15 protein-coding genes are annotated in these 17,382 nt (G+C 70.0%); 9 read left to right on the top strand and 6 right to left on the bottom strand.

Annotated elements, in window-relative coordinates:
• Positions 1 to 492: 492 nt before the first annotated feature.
• Together ABZ930_RS36385 and ABZ930_RS36380 are read right to left on the bottom strand one after the other, a co-directional pair.
• Positions 493 to 1,404, bottom strand: coding sequence for an SDR family oxidoreductase (locus ABZ930_RS36385; RefSeq protein WP_361558082.1), 912 nt, complete (start codon positions 1,402 to 1,404; stop codon positions 493 to 495).
• Positions 1,401 to 2,018 carry a TetR/AcrR family transcriptional regulator gene (locus ABZ930_RS36380; RefSeq protein WP_361558079.1) on the bottom strand — a complete coding sequence of 206 codons (618 nt, stop codon included), beginning with the start codon at positions 2,016 to 2,018 and terminating at the stop codon, positions 1,401 to 1,403. Before ABZ930_RS36380 ends, ABZ930_RS36385 begins: the two co-directional genes overlap by 4 nt.
• Positions 2,019 to 2,224: 206 nt before the next feature.
• Between ABZ930_RS36380 and ABZ930_RS36375 the strand changes: the two genes are divergently transcribed.
• Both ABZ930_RS36375 and ABZ930_RS36370 read left to right on the top strand, forming a co-directional pair.
• Positions 2,225 to 2,644 (top strand): MmcQ/YjbR family DNA-binding protein, encoded by a 420-nt coding sequence (locus tag ABZ930_RS36375; protein ID WP_361558076.1) that lies wholly within the window; start codon positions 2,225 to 2,227, stop codon positions 2,642 to 2,644.
• A gap of 278 nt (positions 2,645 to 2,922) precedes the next feature.
• A complete protein-coding gene (locus ABZ930_RS36370; RefSeq protein ID WP_361558073.1) occupies positions 2,923 to 3,966 on the top strand; it encodes an SMI1/KNR4 family protein in 1,044 nt (347 codons plus the stop codon).
• Positions 3,967 to 4,515: 549 nt separating this feature from the next.
• On the opposite strand, the gene ABZ930_RS36365 is transcribed toward ABZ930_RS36370, so the two are convergent.
• Positions 4,516 to 5,508 (bottom strand): LacI family DNA-binding transcriptional regulator, encoded by a 993-nt coding sequence (locus ABZ930_RS36365; RefSeq protein ID WP_361558070.1) that lies wholly within the window; start codon positions 5,506 to 5,508, stop codon positions 4,516 to 4,518.
• A gap of 316 nt (positions 5,509 to 5,824) precedes the next feature.
• Between ABZ930_RS36365 and ABZ930_RS36360 the strand changes: the two genes are divergently transcribed.
• The 5 genes from ABZ930_RS36360 (at position 5,825) to ABZ930_RS36340 (ending at position 12,474) form a co-directional block, all read left to right on the top strand.
• The gene (locus tag ABZ930_RS36360) at positions 5,825 to 7,078 is read left to right on the top strand and encodes an MFS transporter (RefSeq protein ID WP_361558067.1); all 1,254 of its coding nucleotides are present in this window, start codon (positions 5,825 to 5,827) and stop codon (positions 7,076 to 7,078) included.
• A gap of 36 nt (positions 7,079 to 7,114) precedes the next feature.
• Complete coding sequence (locus ABZ930_RS36355) at positions 7,115 to 8,893, top strand: glycoside hydrolase family 3 N-terminal domain-containing protein (protein WP_361558064.1); 1,779 nt, start codon at positions 7,115 to 7,117, stop codon at positions 8,891 to 8,893.
• An 88-nt stretch (positions 8,894 to 8,981) separates the two neighbouring features.
• Positions 8,982 to 10,082, top strand: coding sequence for a 5'/3'-nucleotidase SurE (locus tag ABZ930_RS36350; protein ID WP_361558061.1), 1,101 nt, complete (start codon positions 8,982 to 8,984; stop codon positions 10,080 to 10,082).
• Between the two features lie 99 nt (positions 10,083 to 10,181).
• Positions 10,182 to 11,636, top strand: coding sequence for a carboxylesterase family protein (locus tag ABZ930_RS36345; protein WP_361558058.1), 1,455 nt, complete (start codon positions 10,182 to 10,184; stop codon positions 11,634 to 11,636).
• 274 nt (positions 11,637 to 11,910) lie between these two features.
• Positions 11,911 to 12,474, top strand: coding sequence for a DinB family protein (locus ABZ930_RS36340; protein ID WP_361558055.1), 564 nt, complete (start codon positions 11,911 to 11,913; stop codon positions 12,472 to 12,474).
• Between the two features lie 348 nt (positions 12,475 to 12,822).
• Here the strand turns inward: ABZ930_RS36340 and ABZ930_RS36335 are convergent, their stop codons facing one another.
• From ABZ930_RS36335 to ABZ930_RS36325, 3 genes are read right to left on the bottom strand one after another with little or no spacing between them, the layout of a single operon-like run.
• On the bottom strand, positions 12,823 to 13,158 hold the full coding sequence (locus ABZ930_RS36335) for a hypothetical protein (protein WP_361558052.1): 336 nt from the start codon (positions 13,156 to 13,158) through the stop codon (positions 12,823 to 12,825).
• A 10-nt stretch (positions 13,159 to 13,168) separates the two neighbouring features.
• Positions 13,169 to 14,287, bottom strand: a complete 1,119-nt coding sequence (locus ABZ930_RS36330) for an acyl-CoA desaturase (RefSeq protein ID WP_361558050.1) — start codon at positions 14,285 to 14,287, stop codon at positions 13,169 to 13,171.
• 7 nt (positions 14,288 to 14,294) lie between these two features.
• Complete coding sequence (locus ABZ930_RS36325; protein ID WP_361558047.1) at positions 14,295 to 15,350, bottom strand: ferredoxin reductase; 1,056 nt, start codon at positions 15,348 to 15,350, stop codon at positions 14,295 to 14,297.
• Positions 15,351 to 15,437: 87 nt separating this feature from the next.
• Between ABZ930_RS36325 and ABZ930_RS36320 the strand changes: the two genes are divergently transcribed.
• Together ABZ930_RS36320 and ABZ930_RS36315 are read left to right on the top strand one after the other, a co-directional pair.
• A complete protein-coding gene (locus ABZ930_RS36320; protein ID WP_361558044.1) occupies positions 15,438 to 16,577 on the top strand; it encodes a helix-turn-helix domain-containing protein in 1,140 nt (379 codons plus the stop codon).
• A gap of 158 nt (positions 16,578 to 16,735) precedes the next feature.
• Positions 16,736 to 17,074: a thioredoxin domain-containing protein gene (locus ABZ930_RS36315; protein ID WP_361558041.1), complete on the top strand. Its 339-nt coding sequence runs from the start codon at positions 16,736 to 16,738 to the stop codon at positions 17,072 to 17,074.
• The last annotated feature ends 308 nt before the right edge of the window (positions 17,075 to 17,382 follow it).

Below are 17,382 nucleotides of genomic sequence, written 5' to 3'. Positions count from 1 at the left end.
ACCCGATACGACAAGACCGCGACCTCCTTCGAAGCCGCGGTCACCCTCGCATCAACGCTCCTCTGGCTTCGCCTACTTTGAAGACACGCCCTAGGCCGTGTATCGAAAGATCACCGCACTTCGATCAGGCCGACTACCGAGAACGCCACGCGGTCGAGTGCGGGATCAACCGCCGGGAGAGGCACCACGCCGTCGCCACCGGGTACGACTGGTTGGCGGTCCGGTGGGAGGCGACTGTCCTCGTTGCTGCCAGAACTCGGGTGTGTCGTAGCGGCTGACAGAGCTTGGTCGTCGCGGCACGCCCCTGCACATGAGGTGAGCGTAGGGCGGCGGCGTGTCGGACGAGCGTCGGCAGTTCCGCGATTGGATCCGCATGAAAGCTCCCCGAGGAGTTCGCCCGCGGTGAGCCGAGATAGGCGATCGCCATGAATTTTCGGGTGAGCGTTCGATCCGTGCAGCGGCGTATCCGCCCCTTCTCGTCGCCCGCCGGTGTCACAGCGGGTCTCCGAGCGGCCCGTACTCCTCTTGCAGGGCGCCGGCCCAGTGAGCGGACCAGTCCGGTTGTGTGCCGTCGGCGTCGGTGAACCCGTACTCCTTGTACAGGCCCCAGGTGGCCAGCGCCCGCCCGGTCTTGGCCATGATGTGGGGGTCGGCGGCCAGGGAGGCAACCGCTCGCCCCAGATAGACCGGGGTTTCGGAGTGGGCGAAGTGCGGGTCTTTGGCCGCGCCGTCCCGCCAGTTGGCCTCGGTGACGCCGAAGCCTTCCAGCATGGCTTCCGAGCGCAGGAACCCAGGCGTGATCGCCACGGCCGCGATGCCGTGCGCCTTCAGTTCGGCGGCCTGGGCGACGGCGAGCCGGATCACCGCCGACTTGGCGAGGTCGTAGAAGAACGAGCCGCGATAGCGGGCGGTGTTGCCGTCGGTGACCTCCACGACGAGACCGCTCTTGCGGGCGACCATCAGCGGAAGCGCGAACCGGCTGGTGATCACATGGGTCTCCACCGCCTGCCGTACGAGCCGAAGGCCGGTGTCGAGGTCCTGCTCCCACAGCGGATGCTCCCAGTCGGTCAACGGATCTCCGCCCCACACGGAGTTGACCAGGATGTCCAGCCGTCCGCTCTGTTCGGCCGCGATCCGGTCGACCAGGACACGGACTTCGTCCGGACGACTGTGGTCGGTGCGGACGGGGATGCCGAGGCCGCCGACGGCGGTGATCTTCTCGGCGGTCTCCTCGATGGTTTCCGGGCGGTCCAGGTCGGAGCGTCCGGCTGCGCTGCTGCGGCCGGTGACGTACACCGTTGCGCCGGCGGCCCCGAGTTCGACGGCAATGCCCCGCCCGCCGCCTCGGGTGCCGCCGGCGACCAGGGCCACCTTCCCGGCGAGCGGTCGTGCGTCGTTGGTCATGATTCCTCCAGATCGTGGTCGTGGCGGGGCGGGAAGTGAGGGGACAGCATGTTGTCGAGCTCTTGCCGGAGTCGCTGTTCGAGGGTGCCTTGACGGTCGAGGGCCCATAGCAGGCCCGCGCCGGAGGTGATCGCCTGTACGGACCTGGCCAGGGCCGCGACGTCCGTCCCGGTGCGGAGCTCGCCCTTGAGCAGGGATTCGGTGAGCAGTGCCTCGACGGCTCGGCTCTGGGCCTGATGGATGGTCAAGGCATGCCGGCGGAACTGCGGGTCCGTGAGATCGATGCACAGGAACGCCAAATGGTTGGCGTAGGTCTCGGGCGTGGCCATCGAAGCCATCGGCTCCACCACCAGCGCCGCAAGCGCCTCCAGTGGCGATTCGTGCTCCTCCCGTACTCGTTCGGGCAGCGCGGCGGCGTCTTTCGCGGACTGCTCGGCAAGCGCCAGAAGCAGCCCACGCTTGGACCCGAATCGCTGCACGAGCGTGCCCGGCACCAACCCCACCTCACGAGCCACGACAGCCAGAGTCAGGCCCACAGGACCCACCCGGCCGATCACGTCGGCCGCGGCACGCAAGATCACCGCATCCTCGACCCCTCGGGGGCGTCCCGCCATCACGACTCCCATCCATTAATAAATGCTCGTTCATTCATTAAAGCGCTCGGTCGACTGCACGGCAATCCGGTACGAGGGGCGGCCGGCGTTGCAGCCATGGCGCTCGTCCCCGGCCGACGGCTCCGTGGCGCCTCAAGGTCGGGAACCGCGCCGGCGACCGGGTCGCGGCCGGCGCGGAGTTCGTCGTCGGCCGCTAATGTCGGCCCATGTCCAGCCCTGGAGACGTGCCGCCGGAGATCCTGAACCGGCTGCGGCCGATCTGTCGACAACTGCCCGAGTCGTACGAGGAACCAGCCTGGATCGGTGTGCGCTGGCGGATCCGTACGCGGACATTCGCCCATGTCTACATGCCGGACGCGCAGCGCTCGTCGGTCTACGCCCCGTATGCGGCCGCCGATCAGGAACTGGTCGTGATGACCTTTCGGGTGCCTGTCGACGACCTGCTCGGCCTGACCGCCGGCGGCTTCCCGTTCTTCCGTGCCGACTGGGGCCACAACGTCGTCGCCACCGTGCTCGGTGACCACATCGACTGGACCGAGCTCGCCGAACTGATCACTGACAGCTACCGGTTGATGGCCCCGAAGTTCCTCGCCGCCAAGGTCACCCTCCCGCCGCCGCTCAGCTGACAGGCACAGCTGGTCGTCGGCGCCGAACCAGCGGCTGGAGAGCTGTGCGCCGCCCCACCCCGTACCGGTAGCAGCCAGGTCCGACGAACCACACGACTCCGGCGGGAGCCTATGGCGGGGCGGACGTGGCCGCCTGCCGCTCACCACCGCCCTGTCGGACGGTCCGCCACGACTCCCGGGCCCCGCTGCGTAAGGGATCGCGGCGCAATGCGAGCGTGGTGACCATGACTACTGACACACCAGCAGATGTGCGAGTCACCCGGGCATGGAGCCGGATCGTGGAATGGCTGGCCGAGTACGCCCCGCCGTCGTACGCGGCCCTCAAGCCCGGCGCCTCCGACGACGAGATCGCGGCTCTCGAAGAAGCCCTCGGCGCGAGCGTTCCGGAGGAGTTGAAGGCGCTGTGGCGGCTGTCCGCCGGTGAGGACGGCGTGGACGGTTCGGGGCTCATGCTGGGCAACTGGGCTCTGATGCCGTTCGACGCCGTCGTCGAGGTGTACCGGATGCAGATCCGGTTCAAGGAAGAGGACGGCGAGGACGAGAGCGCCCGCGTGCTGTGGAAGCCGTCCTGGATACCGTTCTGCTCCTTCACCCCCGACGACACCACTTGCGGCCTCTCCTTGGATGCCGAGACCGGAGAAGTGCGCAAGTGGGCCGGATTCGGGGAGCTTGAGCGGGAGTACGAGTCGCTGCCTGCCTACCTCGAACTCATGGCGGTCAGCCTGAAGGCCCCCTTTGCGGGGTCCGGCCCGGAGAAGCCCGGCATGGTGGGCGGTGCCCTGGCGTGGGGGCCTGCGCCTGACGCGAAGCACAAGAGCCAGTGGGGACACCACCTCGGCCAGGCCCCGCCGCCCCATTCCGCGAAGACTCTCGGCGCGATCCGGGAAGCCCTGCCCGGCGATGACTGTGCTGACTTCGACAGGCAGCGCGATGCCCTCGACCTGGCCGACCCCGAAGCCGTCGCCGTATTCCGGGACTACTGGTGGGAGCGTGCCGTGCAGGCCCAGAAGGAACTGGAGGACGACGTCGCCGCCGCGCTGGGCGGCAACATCCTGGTCCATCCCGGCCGCAACCTGGCTCCGGAGTACGAGGCCACACTGCCGCCCGCCATCCGCCACCTCCCGCCGTCCCTGGACGACATCAGCGCCGCCCTGCGCCACGAGAGCGTCCGTGCACGGTTCAACCAGGACTTGCTGAACGCGGTCCCGCCCCACTACCCGGCGCTGCTACTGCGCTGGTGGGACATCGCCCGCCTGCTGGCCGACCCTCGCGGCGATCGAGCCGTACGCGCTGTCATAGATGACCGCCGCACAACAGGCTAGGCCGCGCCAAAGGGCACGTGGAACCCAAGGTCATCTCAACAGCGCCTCGGCTTGCCGTTCATGGGGTGCGAACGATGCGGCCGTCGGTTGCTTGGCACTCGAGCCGCTTGTGTGCGCTCACCGCGTCAGCCAGGGGGCAATTCGATCTCGGTGTCGTCCAGTCCACCCGCGACCGCCTCCAACGCGGCCTCGACGGCGGGCCGAACGGCTGAGGGCAGGCGGCTCGGAGCGGGCGGGTACGTATCCGCCGACGTTGATGCTGCCCTGCCAGATGCGGCTGCTGCGATGCCGCGGCCCAAGTCGCCGCTGGAGACGGCCCCGCCACTGACGAAGGTGCGCAGGGCAGCCAGCCGGCGGCCGCCACCCCCATCCACCCGGAGCGGACGGTACCGACCACCTCGGGACGCGCCCAGCTGACCGGCGATCACGGAAAGGCGAAGGAGGGAGCCACGGCGAGTGACGACAACACGGCGAGGTGCGGCACACGGGTCCGCGAGCCCGACATGACCGGCAAGACACTCCCGAGTAGACCGGCCGCCGGGCCAGAGGTCAGGAGGACGCGCGGGGCACGAGGACGGCTTCGGCGACTGGGGCGTCGGGCACTTCGTTTCCGTTGATCTGTGCGTCGATGATGTCCGCGACCAGGGCCGGCGGGATGAAGGGCAGTCGGATGGTGGTGAGCGGAGGCTCCGGGAGGGTCGCGATCACCAGGTCGTCGGCGCCGACCACGGCCACGTCGCCGGGAACGGTGAGGCCCGCGCCCTGCAGCGCGTGCAGGAGAAGCGCGGCGTACTCGTCGTTGTAGGCGAACACGCTGTCGAGCCCGAGGTCGCCCCAGCCCGCGGCCAGTTCGGAGGCTGACGCACGCGTGTACTCCATGGGGACCTCGGTCACGGTCGCGGTGCTGCGCGCGGCGACGGCTCGAGCGCCCTCAAGACGTGGTCGGGCGAACGTGTCCAGGCCGCGTTCACGCGGCATGATCACCCCGATGCGTCGTCGTCCGCGCGCGACCAGGTGCTCGGCGGCGATCTCTCCGATGCGGGCGTGGTCGAGCGGCAGAGCGTGGACGCCCTCCACGGGGTGGGCAGCCAGGGCCAGTACCGCGCCCACGCCCGCGCGGCGCAGGACCTGGACCGCCTGTGCCGTGAGGCGGTCGCCGTCCAGAGCCAGGACCGCCGCCGGACGCAACTCGGCCCAGGCCCGTGCGCCTGCCGAGGCGTCCGCGTACCGCCCCGCGTGGAGGACAGCCGTGTACCCGCGCTCCTCCAGCTCGCTGTGCAACGCGTCGAGCCACGTGCTGACCAAGTGACCGACCGCGGACACCGAGGCCGGGATCAGCACCAGATTGCTGTGCCCCGCACGCAGGGTCCGAGCGGCGGCATGCGGCACGTAGCCCAGCTGCCGGGCAGCCTCCTGCACCCGGGTGCGCGTCGCCTCACTGACCCGGTGCGTCTGGGTGTTGTTCAGCACGAACGACACGGTGGCGCGTGACACCCCCGCGAGCCGGGCCACGTCCGTGCTCGTGACCGAGTTCGCAGCCATGGGTTCTCCTCGCCCTCCATCCATCCAACGTCCACCTGGGGCGCACAGCGTGTGCATCGTGCGTCCCGCTTGCAGGTTACACGCGTTATCTCCGGGCGGCGCGGCCGTCCATGCGCCCACAAGGGCAGGTCAGCGGCCAGGCTCTTGTTACACGTGAAACCTAGCGCGACTGATGAATTTTTGCCGACATCTAGGCAAGGACCCGCCGGGGTGTTACACAGGACTCGTTCGTTGCTGACACGTGTAACCAACGCGACCGCACCTCCCCTCCTCCCTCCCCCGTACCGGGGCTCCGCCGTGCTTCAAGGAGACCGTCATGAGTAGACCCGCGACCCAGATTCCGGCACAGGACGCACCGTCCGACCGTCTCGGTGGTGGCGTGCTCGCCCGGCTGCTGGTCATGCTGGCCGTCGGGAACACCGCGATGTACATGGTCTACATGGGCGTCGGCCAGGTGCTGCTGCCCCTGCAGGTGGAACTGCTCGACCCGGCGGACAAGGTCGCCAACCTCGGCCTCGTCTCCGGCGTCTCCGCGGTCTTCGCCACCCTCTTCAACCCGCTGGCGGGGCTGCTGTCGGACCGCTCCCGGCGGCGGAATCCGTGGATCCTGGGCGGCGGCCTCGCCGCACTGGGCGCACTCGCCCTGCTCGGCGCGATGCGCACCCTGCTCCTGGTCACCATCGGCTGGTGCCTGGTGCAGGCGATGATGAACGTCTACCAGGCCGCGATCACCGCCGTCGTCCCCGACCGCATACCGGTCGAGCGCCGGGGCCTGGCCTCCGCCATGGTCGGCGTCGGCACCCCGCTCGGCGTGATCGCCGGCGTCACGCTCGCCGCCTCCTTCGTGCCCGACGCCATCCGCACCGGCTACCTCGCCCTCGGCGCGGTGATCGCCGTGGTGGCCGTACTGTTCACGGCGCTGGTGCGCGAGCAGCGCCTTCCCGCCGTGGAAGCGGTGCCGCTGGTCCGGCAGCTCGCGGCGTTCGGCACCGCGCTGAAGGCGGGCGACTTCCGCTGGGCGTTCATCGGCCGGTTCCTGATGATGCTCGGCTACTTCATGGTGACGCTCTTTCAGCTGTACATCCTGCAGGACCACATCAGCCTGCCCGCGGACCTCGAGCCCGCCGAGGCCATGACGATCCTGTCGCCGCTCAACGCCGTGTGCATGCTGCTGGCGACGGTCGTCGGCGGACTGCTGTCCGACCGGATCGGCCGGCGCAAGCCGTTCATCGCGGTCTCCTGCGTCCTCACCGCGCTCGGCATGATGATTCCGTTGGTCAGCCCCTCCTGGACGGGCATGCTCGTCTTCGCGGTCGTCACCGGACTGTCGTTCGGCTGCTTCATGGCGGTGGACACGGCTCTGGTCACCCTGGTCCTGCCGAGCGCCGACGACGCGGCGCGGGACATGGGCGTCCTCAACATCGCCAACGCCGGCCCCCAGATCATCGGCCCGTTCCTGGCCTCCCTCGTCGTCGCCTCGCTCGGCGGCTACGACGCCCTGTTCGCGGCGGGCGCGCTGGTCACCGTCGTCGGGGCCCTGTCCGTCGTCCCGATCCGCGGCGTGCGCTGAGCCCGCCCACCCATACACCCCTTTGGAGAACCCCTCATGATTCCCGCACCGCGCAATGACGGCCACCCGTACCAGAATCCCGCCCTGCCCGTCGACGAGCGGGTCACCGATCTCCTCTCCCGGATGACTCTGGAGGAGAAGGCGGGCCAGTTGTTCCACACCATGCTTCCCCTGCACGACGACGGACGTCCCGTCGAGGCGGGCGACGAGACGGCCATGATCCCGACCGACACCAGCGGCCTGATCGGCTCGAAGCTGCTGAGCCACTTCAACCTCCTGGGCGGCACCGGGCCGCGGCAGATGGCCGAGTGGCACAACGCGGTCCAGGAGCTGGCCGCCGCCACCCGGCTCGGCATCCCGGTCACCGTCTCCACCGATCCCCGCCACTCCTTCACCACCAACATCGGCGCCTCGTTCAGCTCCGGAGCGTTCTCCGCCTGGCCGGAGCCGACCGGTCTGGCCGCCGTCCGCGACCCCGAACTCGTCCACCGGTTCGCCGACATCGCCCGCCGCGAGTACCTGGCCGTCGGTCTCCGCGTGGCCCTGCATCCGCAGATCGACCTGGCCACCGAGCCCCGCTGGGCACGCCAGTCGGGCACCTTCGGATCCGACGCCACCCTCACGAGCGAGCTGGTCCAGGCGTACATCCGCGGCTTCCAGGGCGAGACTCTCGGCAGCGACAGCGTGGCCACCATGGTCAAGCACTTCCCCGGCGGCGGCCCGCAGAAGGACGGCGAGGACCCGCACTTCCCGCACGGCAAGGAGCAGATCTACCCGGGCGGCCTGCGCGATCTCCACCTGGAGCCGTTCAGGGCCGCCATCGCCGCCGGGGCCTCCCAGATGATGCCGTACTACGGACAGCCCGTCGGCACCGACTGGGAGGAGGTCGGATTCGGCTTCAACAAGGGTGTCATCACCGGGCTGTTGCGCGAGCGTCTCGGCTTCGACGGCATCGTCTGCGCCGACTGGGGCCTGCTCACGGACGCAGTGATCTTCGGCGAGCCGCACGGAGCCCGGGCCTGGGGCGTCGAGCACCTCACTCTCGCCGAGCGCGCCGCGAAGGCCTTGGACGCGGGCGCCGACCAGTTCGGCGGTGAGGCCTGCCCCGAGGTCGTCGTCGGACTCGTCCGCTCCGGCCGGATCAGCGAGGAGCGCGTCGACGCCTCCGTACGGCGCCTGCTGCGCGAGAAGTTCGTCCTGGGCCTGTTCGACCAGCCGTACGTCGATCCCGACCTGGCCGAGGAGATCGTCGGCGCCGACGAGTTCCGTGCCGCGGGCGAGGCCGCCCAGCGCCGCTCGCTCACCGTGCTGGTCAACCGCGACGCCACGCTGCCGGTCGTCCGGCCGCGCCCGAAGCTGTACGTGGAGGGCGTCGACGCGCAGGCCGCGGCCGCGTACGGGGATCTGACCGACACCCCGGCCGACGCCGACCTGGCCCTGCTGCGCCTGCACACCCCGTACGAGCACCGCGACAACAAGTTCGAGTCGATGTTCCACACCGGCCGGCTGGACTTCACCGAGGAAGAGCTCAAGCCCGTCCTCGCCGTCCTCGACGCCGTACCGACCGTCGTGCTGCTCCACCTCGAACGGCCCGCCGTCATCCCCGAGATCGCCGAGCGCGCCGCCGCGGTCGTCGCCGACTACGGCGCGAGCGACGCCGCCCTGCTCGACGTCGTCTTCGGCCACGCCGCGCCCGAGGGCCGCCTGCCGTACGAACTCCCCCGCTCCATGGCCGCCGTCGCGGCCTCCCCCAGCGACGTACCGAACTCCACCCAGGACCCGGTCTTCCCGTACGGAACCGGACTGTCCCTCTGAACCACCGGGGGCGGCGCACATCCAGCCCCGCAAGCCGCCCCCGGTGTCACCCGCGCACCATCCGAGCCGCACACAGAGGACCCCAGCCATGACTCTCGCCCCGCGCCGCAGACGCACCCTCCTCGTTCTCGCCACCACCGCCGCCCTCGCCGGCACGGGCGTGGCCGCTTCCGCGACCGTTCCGGCCGCGGACGGCTCCCCGCGGCCCGACCGGTCTCGCCCTCTCGCCGGCCTGCGCGTCCTGCTCTCCAACGACGATTCCATGCAGGCCGTGAAGCCCAGCAACTCGGACGGCCTCGGCCTGTACGAGATCCGCAAGGCCCTGTGCGAAGCCGGCGCGGACGTCGTCGCCATCGCGCCCTGGCAGGTGCAGTCGGGCAAGGGCACGGCCGTCACCAACGGCGGCACGCTCTCCCTCGGCACCCGCCCCCAGCCGCGCGCCGGATACGAGAAGGACTGCTCCGGCACACGCTCCGGATCGCCCGTCTACGGTGTGTGTCTGGCCACCGGCCCGTGCGGCCAGGACTCGCCCAGCGCCACCCCGGCGGACACCGTCAAGTTCGCGCTGCGCGGCGGTCTCGCCGCCAAGGCCGGCTGGAAGAACGGCCCCGATCTGGTCGTCACCGGCATCAACTCAGGACCCAACGTGAGCGCCCAGGTCAACGACTCGGGTACCGTCGGCGCCGCGGTCGCCGCCATCGACGAGGGCGTCCCCGCCGTCGCCCTCTCCTCGTCCGGCGACGCGAGCCAGCTCGACTTCCCGGTCGCCAACTACCGCGCCCACGCCCGATTCGCCGCCGGATTCATCGCCGGGCTGCGCGAGCGCGACCTGTTCACCGACCGGTTCGCGCTCAAGGTCGACTACCCGGACGTGAGCGCCGGACAGAAGGCCAAGCCCCCGGTATGGACGAGCATCGGCCACGGCAAGAAGGTCTGGCACGCCTACGAGGCCCGTACGCCGGGCGGTGACCTCTTCGACATCGTCCCCGGCGTCTGCGACGACGAACCGACCAGCGACTGCACCGAGACCGTCAAGAACGCCGACTCCACCGCCCTGCTCGACCGGGGCCACATCTCCGTCGCCCCCGTCACCGCCGACCGCACCTACGGTGTCCGGACGAGCAGTGCCGGGCAGCTCGAACTGGCCCGCCTGGAGCGGTACGTCGAGCGCGAGGCTCCGCGTTCCTGACCCCGACCGGCCGTCCGCGGTCCCTCTCCCTGACCCGAGGGACCGCGGACGGTCATCCACCCCAGCGCCGTAACCCCACCACCGCACGGAGAACAGCCCATGACCACGATCACCACGTCGTCCCAGCCCGTCGTCCACACGAGCGCCGGCCCCGTCCGCGGCGAGCGCCGCCCCCACGGAGCGCGGTTCCTCGGGATCCCCTACGCCCAGCCGCCCGTCGGCCCGCTGCGCTTCGCCGCCCCCGTCCCGCCCGAGCCCTGGACGGACGTGCGCGACGCCACCGTGTACGGGCCCACCGCGCAGCGCCGCCAACTGTTCGACGTCACCACCATCCCCGAGCCGAGCATCCCGGGCGAGGGCACCCTCAACCTCAACGTCTTCACCCCCGACACCGCACCGGACGCGGCACGCCCCGTCCTGGTGTGGATCCACGGCGGCGGCTTCCTCGCCGGGAGCGCGGCCAGCCCCTGGTACGACGGCGACTCGTTCAACCGGGACGGCATCGTCGTCGTATCGATCGGCTACCGGCTCGGCATCGAGGGCTTCCTGCACCTGCCGGACGCGCCCGACAACCGGGGCGTGCGGGACTGGATCGCCGCCCTCGAGTGGGTCCAGCAGAACATCGCGACCTTCGGAGGCGACCCGCGCAAGGTGACGATCGCCGGCCAGTCGGCGGGCGGCGGCGCCGTGCAGACCCTCCTCGCCACCCCGGCGGCCCGCGGTCTGTTCCGCGCCGCTATCTCGGCGTCCGGCGCCGTGATGCAGCCCCAGAGCCGGGAGACCGCCGAGGCCGTCACCCGGCGGCTCAGCGAGCACACCGGCAGCCCCGTGACCGCGGCCGCGCTCGAGGACCTCTCCGACGCCGAACTCTTCGCCCTCCAGGACGCGTCGGCCTCCCCCGGCAAGCCCCTGCTGGCCCTGGCGCCGTTCGCCGACGGCCATCTCATTCCCGAGCCCGTGCGCGACGCGTTGACCACCGGGGACGCGGGAGCCGACATCCCTTTGATGCTCGGCTTCACCGCACACGAGTTCAACGCCGTCCCGCAGCCCGACGCCACCGCCGAGAGCCTGCGTGCCGCACTCGCCGCCCTCGGCCTCGACGAAGGGGGCAGCCGCGCCTTCCTCGAGACGTACGGCGGCGGGGAACCGGGCGAACTGCAGAGCCAGGCCATGACCGACACCGTCTTCCGTGCCCCCGGCCTCGCCATCGCCGAAGCCCGCGCCCGGCACGGCCGGCCCACCTGGCTCTACGAGTTCCGGCTGCGCTCCACGGCACCCGGCTTCACGGGCCTGGCCCACCACTGCACTGACCTGCCCTTCGCCTTCGACCTCCTGGACGCCGAAGGAGTCACCGCCGCCCTCGGCGACCGTCCGCCCCAGCATGTCGCCGACGCCGTGCACGCCGCCTGGACGGCGTTCATCAGCGACCTCGACCCCGGCACCGACTGGCCCCCGTACACGGCGCCTGAGCGCGAGACCCGCGTCTGGGACACCGCGCCGCACACCGCCTCCGATCCCCTGCACCGCGTCCGCGCGATCTGGTGCACCCCGTGACTGACCCCGCCGCCCGGAAGTTCGGATCACGTGACAAAGGTGATGTGCATCAGCCGTATTCCGATCTGGCTGTGCTGATGGCGTTGTGAGCACGTCATCGCACCCTGCTGACACCCCAGCTCCCCCGCGCAGGGCGGTGTCGGCTCGATGCCGTCTGTCATCGTGGTGCCCTGGAACTCCTCCACACATCCGCCTCATCTAGGACCGAACCTGACCTAGATGACTCCTACCTTGGTACCACTGGCACCTCAGCACCTCACATAGGGCGGACACCATGACAGGCATCGAGACGACCACCCGCGAAGAAGTCGAGCCCATCACCCCGGCCGCCACCGGCGAGCAGGCCGACTGGCTCCAAGGGCTGTCCAAGCAGCGGCACTTCCTCCGGTTCACCACGCGCGACCTCACCGACGAGCAGGCGGGCCATCGGACCACCGCCAGTGAGCTGTGTCTGGGCGGGCTGATCAAGCACGTCACCCGGGTGGAGCGGAGCTGGGTGACGTTCATCCAGCACGGTCCGTCCGCGATGCCCGACTTCACGGCGATGACGGAGACGGACTGGGCCGAGCGAGCGGCGACCTTCCGGATGCTGCCCGGCGAGACGCTGGCGGGCGTCCTGGCCGACTACGAGAAGGCGGCGCTCGAGACCGACGCCGTGATCGGCTCCCTGCCCGATCTGGACGCCGCGTGGCCGCTGCCGAAGGCTCCGTGGAACGAGCCCGGAACCTCTTGGTCGATCCGCCGCGTCCTGATGCACCTGGTCGCCGAAACGGCCCAGCACTCCGGCCACGCCGACATCATCCGCGAGTCGCTGGACGGCGCACAGAGCATGGCGTAACGAGCCGGGCTCCGGTCACCCCGACATAGGGACTGGATCCCCATCCGGAGCCGCGCGACGGCCCGCCTGATTCCCGAACGGATTCAGCGGGCCGTCGGTATCCGGGCGCGCCGAGAGAGCGGTGCCGGCGTCCCCGAGCACCGCGGACGATGAAACGCTCACAGCGTCGAGCGCTGGCCCGGTCACCACCTTGCGCGCAGCACGCCGTCACTGCCAGGCAGGGCGGGTGGCATGTCGGATCATTCCGTTCGGCGCTTCCCAGACGAAGTCCATGGACGCGTCGGTGGGCAGCGCGGAAAGGACCGCGTGGACATCTGGGTTGAGGTCGGGCCGGACCGTCAGGAGGGCTCAAGGCCGGAGCAGGGCGCGAATCGTGTGGAGACTGCTCGCGGTGAGGCGGTGCCAACGGGTCGCATTACGGACGTAGGCCTCTTCCCAGAGCAGGGACTGTGGCGCGGCGAGTTCGGCGCGAACACGTTCCCAGAAGTCCTCGTCGGCCGCCTCGGTCACTTCAGGTTCCTCAAGGTCTGCAGCGTAGGGGGAGGCGGTGATCGGTTGCGCAAACAGGCCGAGTTCACTGCAGAGCCGGTCACTGCTGACATACAGGTACTGGCTCCATCCGACATGGATGGTGAACGTGTCCTCGCGTTCCAGCCGCCACCAGGCGCCTTGGTCGCGGAGCATGGCTCGTAATTCAGGCCGCGACGAGCTCCCGCTCGCGGTCCGGTGTCTTGGCCTTGGGCTTCTTGTTGGGCAGTGAGAGCCTGACGACCTTGTGCCACGCGGAGAACACCTGCTTGGGCAGCGGCCCGGTGACGTAATCCAGTTCGTACTTTTCGAACAGCGCGCGCACCTTCACGGCGACCTCGGCGTACCGGTTGCTCGGCAGGTCCGGGAAGAGGTGGTGCTCGATCTGGTGCGACAGGTTGCCGGTCATGAAGTGCATGGCCTTGCTGCCGCTGATGTTCGCCGAGCCCATCATCTGGCGCAGGTACCACTGGCCGCGCGTCTCGCCCTCGATCGACCGGCGCTCGAAGACCTGCACGCCCTCGGGGAAGTGCCCGCACATGATCACCGAGTGGGACCAGATGTTGCGGACCAGGTTCGCGGTGAACGTGGCGCCGAGCGTGGGGAGGAACGACGGGCCCGACAGCAGCGGGTGGATCACGTAGTCCTTGAGCACCTGCTTGCGGATCTTGCGGCCCACAGCCTTGGCCCGGGCGCGGAACTCCGGGTTCTTGCGGCGGCGCCCCCGCAGGTTCTTGCCGAGCTCCAGGTCGTACGCTGCGATGCCGTACTCGAAGAAGCAGGCGTTGATGAAGTTCCACAGCGGCTGGCCGAGGTGGAACGGGTGCCACTTCTGGTCCTCGTCGACGCGCATGATGCCGTAGCCGAGGTCGTTGTCCTTGCCGATCACGTTGGTGTACGTGTGGTGCAGCTCGTTGTGCGAGTGCTTCCACTGGTCGGACGGCGAGACGTGATCCCACTCCCAGGTGGTGGAGTGGATCTTCGGGTCCCGCATCCAGTCCCACTGGCCGTGCAGGATGTTGTGGCCGATCTCCATGTTGTCCATGATCTTCGCCACGGACAGACCGGCGGTGCCGATCAGCCAGGCGGGCGGGAAGATCGAGAACAGCAGCACACCCCGGCTGACCAGCTCGAGCTTGCGCTGCGCCGAGATGATCCTACGGATGTAGGCGGCGTCCTTCTCGCCGCGGCCGGCGATCACCTCGTCGCGGATCGCGTCCAGCTCCCGGCCGAGCTCCTCGATCTGCTCCGCGGTCAGGTGGGCGGTGGGGTCGATGGCGGTCAAGGTGTTCCTACCGTTCGATGTCGCAGGGGCCCGCGGCGGCGGACACACAGGTCTGGATGAGGACGCCCGGCTCGGCCTCGGTGATCTCGCCGGTGCGCAGGTCGCGGACGGCTCCCGCCTTCAGCGGCGTGACGCAGCCGAAGCAGATGCCCATGCGGCACCCGGAGGGCATGAGCACGCCGGCTTCCTCGCCGACGTCCAGCAACGGCGTGGCGCCGTCCGCGTCGACGGTCCTGCCGGTGACGCTGAACGTCACCTGGCCGCCGTCACCGGCGACGACGATGCCGGGGCGGAAGCGTTCGGTGTGCAGGCGCTCTGGTACGCCGTGCTCGCTCCAGTGCTCTTCGGCTGCGTCGAGCAGGCCTGCGGGCCCGCAGGCCCAGGTCTCGCGATCGGCCCAGTCGGGCACGAGTTCGTCGAGGCGGGCGATGTCGAGCTTGCCGTCCGTGTCGGTGTGCACCTCGGTGAGCCGGAGTTTCTTTTCAGCGACCAGGTCGAGCAGCTCGTTGCGGAAGATCACGTCCTGCGGCTTCGGCGCGCAGTGGACCATGACGACGTCGTCGAACTCGATGTCGCGCAGCATGCCCATCACGGGCGTGATGCCGCTGCCTGCCGTCAGGTAGAGCACCTTGGCCGGCTTGGCCTGCGGCAGCACGAAGTCACCGGCCGGCTGGTCGAGCTGGATGAGTGTGCCCGGTTTCGCCCTGCGGACCAGGTGGTTGCTGACCTTGCCGTCCGGGATCGCCTTCACGGTGATCGTGACGCGGCCGTCCTGGCGGTGTGTCGGCGAGGTGAGGGAGTAGGCACGCCACAGGCGCACCCCGTCGATGTCGATCCCGATCCGCACGTACTGACCGGCCGTGTGGCCGCGCCAGCCCCGTCCCGGTCTGATCACGATGGTCGCGGCGTCGGCCGTCTCGCGGTGTACGGCCTCGATGCGCCCCCGCAGGTCAGCGCCCGCGCGCAGCGGGCTGACCAGGTCGAGGTAGTCCGACGGCAACAGTGGCGTCGTGACCATCTCCAGCAGTTTCCACGCCCTGCTGCGCAGGGCTGTACTCGTCATGGCTCCAGCTTGCTGCGCCTCCAGGCGTAAAGTCCTGACCGCAGGACGTAAATCTGGTCGACTGAATTGTTCGCAGGGAACAAAAACGTGAACCATGCAATCCGGCGGGCCAGCGAACTGGCCTTGGACGAGACGACGGTCACCGCGCTTCGGGCCGCGCTGAAGACCACCGCCGACGAGGTCGTCCAGGCGATCATCGACGAGGTCCCTCCCTACGCCAACGCCCTTTCGGGCCGCATGGGCGGCACCATCCGCCGGGCCGTCCGCACCGCCCTGGGCCACTACCTGGATCTCGCGAGCGGGAACGCCACGGGCGGCGACGGCGGCGACGCGGCCTACGAACTGGGGCGCGGCGAGGTGCGCGACGGCCGTTCGATGGACGCCCTGCTCAGCGCCTACCGCGTCGGCGCCCGTGTGGCCTGGCGATGCCTGGCAGCGGGTGCCGTTCCCGCGGGTCTGCCCGCCGCTGAGGTCGCCAAGTTCGCCGAGCTGACCTTCGCCTACATCGACGAGCTCTCCGCCGCGAGCGCCGCGGGCCACGCCGACGAACTGGCCGCCCGGGGCCGGGCTCACGAGCTCCACCTGGAACACCTGGCCCGCGACCTCCTCGCCGGCGCGAGCCAGGACGTGCTTCTGGCCTCTGTTCAGCGGGCCGGGTGGCAGCCTCCGGATTCGCTGACCGCGGTTCTGCTCCCCGCCGCCCAGACCCGGCCCGCCTACCGCACGCTCGACCCGAGCACCCTCGTCCTCGACGATCTGCCCGACGCCACCGGTGTGCTGCTCGTCCCCGATGCCGACCGGTCACGTCTCCTGCGGCAACTGACCGACCGCACGGCCGTGGTCGGCCCGGCCCGGCCATGGACGCGTGTGTCCACCTCGTACGCCCGAGCCGTGCGCGCGCGCTCCCTCTCCTCCGATATCCACGACACCGAGGACCACCTGCCCGAGTTGGTGCTGAGCGCCGACGTGGACGCGTTCGCGGACCTGCGTGCCCGAGCCCTCGCCCCGTTGCGTACCTTGCCTCCCGCCACCGCACGGCGACTGGAGGAGACGTTGCGGGCGTGGCTCCTGCACCAGGGCAGGCGGGACGAGGTGGCGGCGGTGCTGTTCGTCCATCCCCAGACCGTCCGGTACCGGATGTCGCAGCTGCGGGAGCTGTTCCCGGATCTCGCGTCGCCGCACCGGGTTCTTGAACTGACGCTGGCGGTCGGCGCCCGGGTCACCTGACGCGTACTTCGACCTTCCACGAACGCGTCCGCGAGCGGTCCGCACATCGTGCCTCGTCCTCGGTGCCGTCAGCTGGCTCGTGCGGGCCCGGGCCGGCATGACCCACCGCGCGGGGGATGATGGAGATGGAATGACGGAACGTGAGGTCAGGAGCTTCCATGGCGCAGCGGGTTCACCGGCCCCGTGAGGACGCGGAGTTCAATTTCATCCTCGGTATGAGCGGAGTTCCGGTTCTCGCATACTTCACCGGGACCTGGCCCAAGGCACTCGAACCCTGCCGGGTGATGGACCTCGTCGTGGGTGGCATCGCCGACGACTACACGGGCCGTGTGACGGCCGTCCGCGCGGACATCACGCGTTGTCCGGCCGCGACCGAGCGATACGGGATCACCGGAGCCCCGTCCTACGTCCTGTTGAAGGAGGGAGAGGCGGTGGCGCACGCCACCGGGCTCATGACTACCGCCGAGGTACGGGAGTTCCTGGACGGCCACCTCTGAGGCTGTAGGCGCCAGAAACTCGGCCAGCCCTATCGAGAGACCGTCCACCACAGGAGTGCCTGCGGACACGCATCTCCATGCCCGCAGGCCGGCGCCCTTCACCGCGGGGAGGCCCTGCCGTCGGACGCGCCTTCGCTCTCCATCGCCTCGGAGCGCACCGTCTGAACCGTACGAACGGACCTAGGTCCAATGGAGGGGTTCCGTCCGAGACCTCTGGGCGAGGTGGGTGGCAGGTGCCTGGCGTAGGTTCCGGGAGGGCCAGGCGTGCGGGTACGCACTGGTGGCCGTGGCGCACCCGGACGAGAGGC

The sequence above is a fragment of the Streptomyces sp. NPDC046716 genome (assembly GCF_040645755.1).
In the GTDB taxonomy this organism is placed as follows: domain Bacteria; phylum Actinomycetota; class Actinomycetes; order Streptomycetales; family Streptomycetaceae; genus Streptomyces.
Note: the sequence above shows the minus strand (reverse complement) of the source record. Positions and strands in the feature narration are given on the sequence as shown.

Excerpts from the sequence above, each read along its gene's own strand:
- ABZ930_RS36315 (WP_361558041.1), top strand. The coding sequence starts at position 16,736 with ATGGCGCAGCGGGTTCACCGGCCCCGTGAGGACGCGGAGTTCAATTTC.
- ABZ930_RS36355 (WP_361558064.1), top strand. The coding sequence starts at position 7,115 with ATGATTCCCGCACCGCGCAATGACGGCCACCCGTACCAGAATCCCGCC.
- ABZ930_RS36325 (WP_361558047.1), bottom strand. The coding sequence starts at position 15,350 with ATGACGAGTACAGCCCTGCGCAGCAGGGCGTGGAAACTGCTGGAGATG.
- ABZ930_RS36345 (WP_361558058.1), top strand. The coding sequence starts at position 10,182 with ATGACCACGATCACCACGTCGTCCCAGCCCGTCGTCCACACGAGCGCC.
- ABZ930_RS36365 (WP_361558070.1), bottom strand. The coding sequence starts at position 5,508 with ATGGCTGCGAACTCGGTCACGAGCACGGACGTGGCCCGGCTCGCGGGG.
- ABZ930_RS36380 (WP_361558079.1), bottom strand. The coding sequence starts at position 2,018 with ATGGCGGGACGCCCCCGAGGGGTCGAGGATGCGGTGATCTTGCGTGCC.
- ABZ930_RS36340 (WP_361558055.1), top strand. The coding sequence starts at position 11,911 with ATGACAGGCATCGAGACGACCACCCGCGAAGAAGTCGAGCCCATCACC.
- ABZ930_RS36350 (WP_361558061.1), top strand. The coding sequence starts at position 8,982 with ATGACTCTCGCCCCGCGCCGCAGACGCACCCTCCTCGTTCTCGCCACC.
- ABZ930_RS36385 (WP_361558082.1), bottom strand. The coding sequence starts at position 1,404 with ATGACCAACGACGCACGACCGCTCGCCGGGAAGGTGGCCCTGGTCGCC.
- ABZ930_RS36375 (WP_361558076.1), top strand. The coding sequence starts at position 2,225 with ATGTCCAGCCCTGGAGACGTGCCGCCGGAGATCCTGAACCGGCTGCGG.
- ABZ930_RS36335 (WP_361558052.1), bottom strand. The coding sequence starts at position 13,158 with ATGCTCCGCGACCAAGGCGCCTGGTGGCGGCTGGAACGCGAGGACACG.
- ABZ930_RS36360 (WP_361558067.1), top strand. The coding sequence starts at position 5,825 with ATGAGTAGACCCGCGACCCAGATTCCGGCACAGGACGCACCGTCCGAC.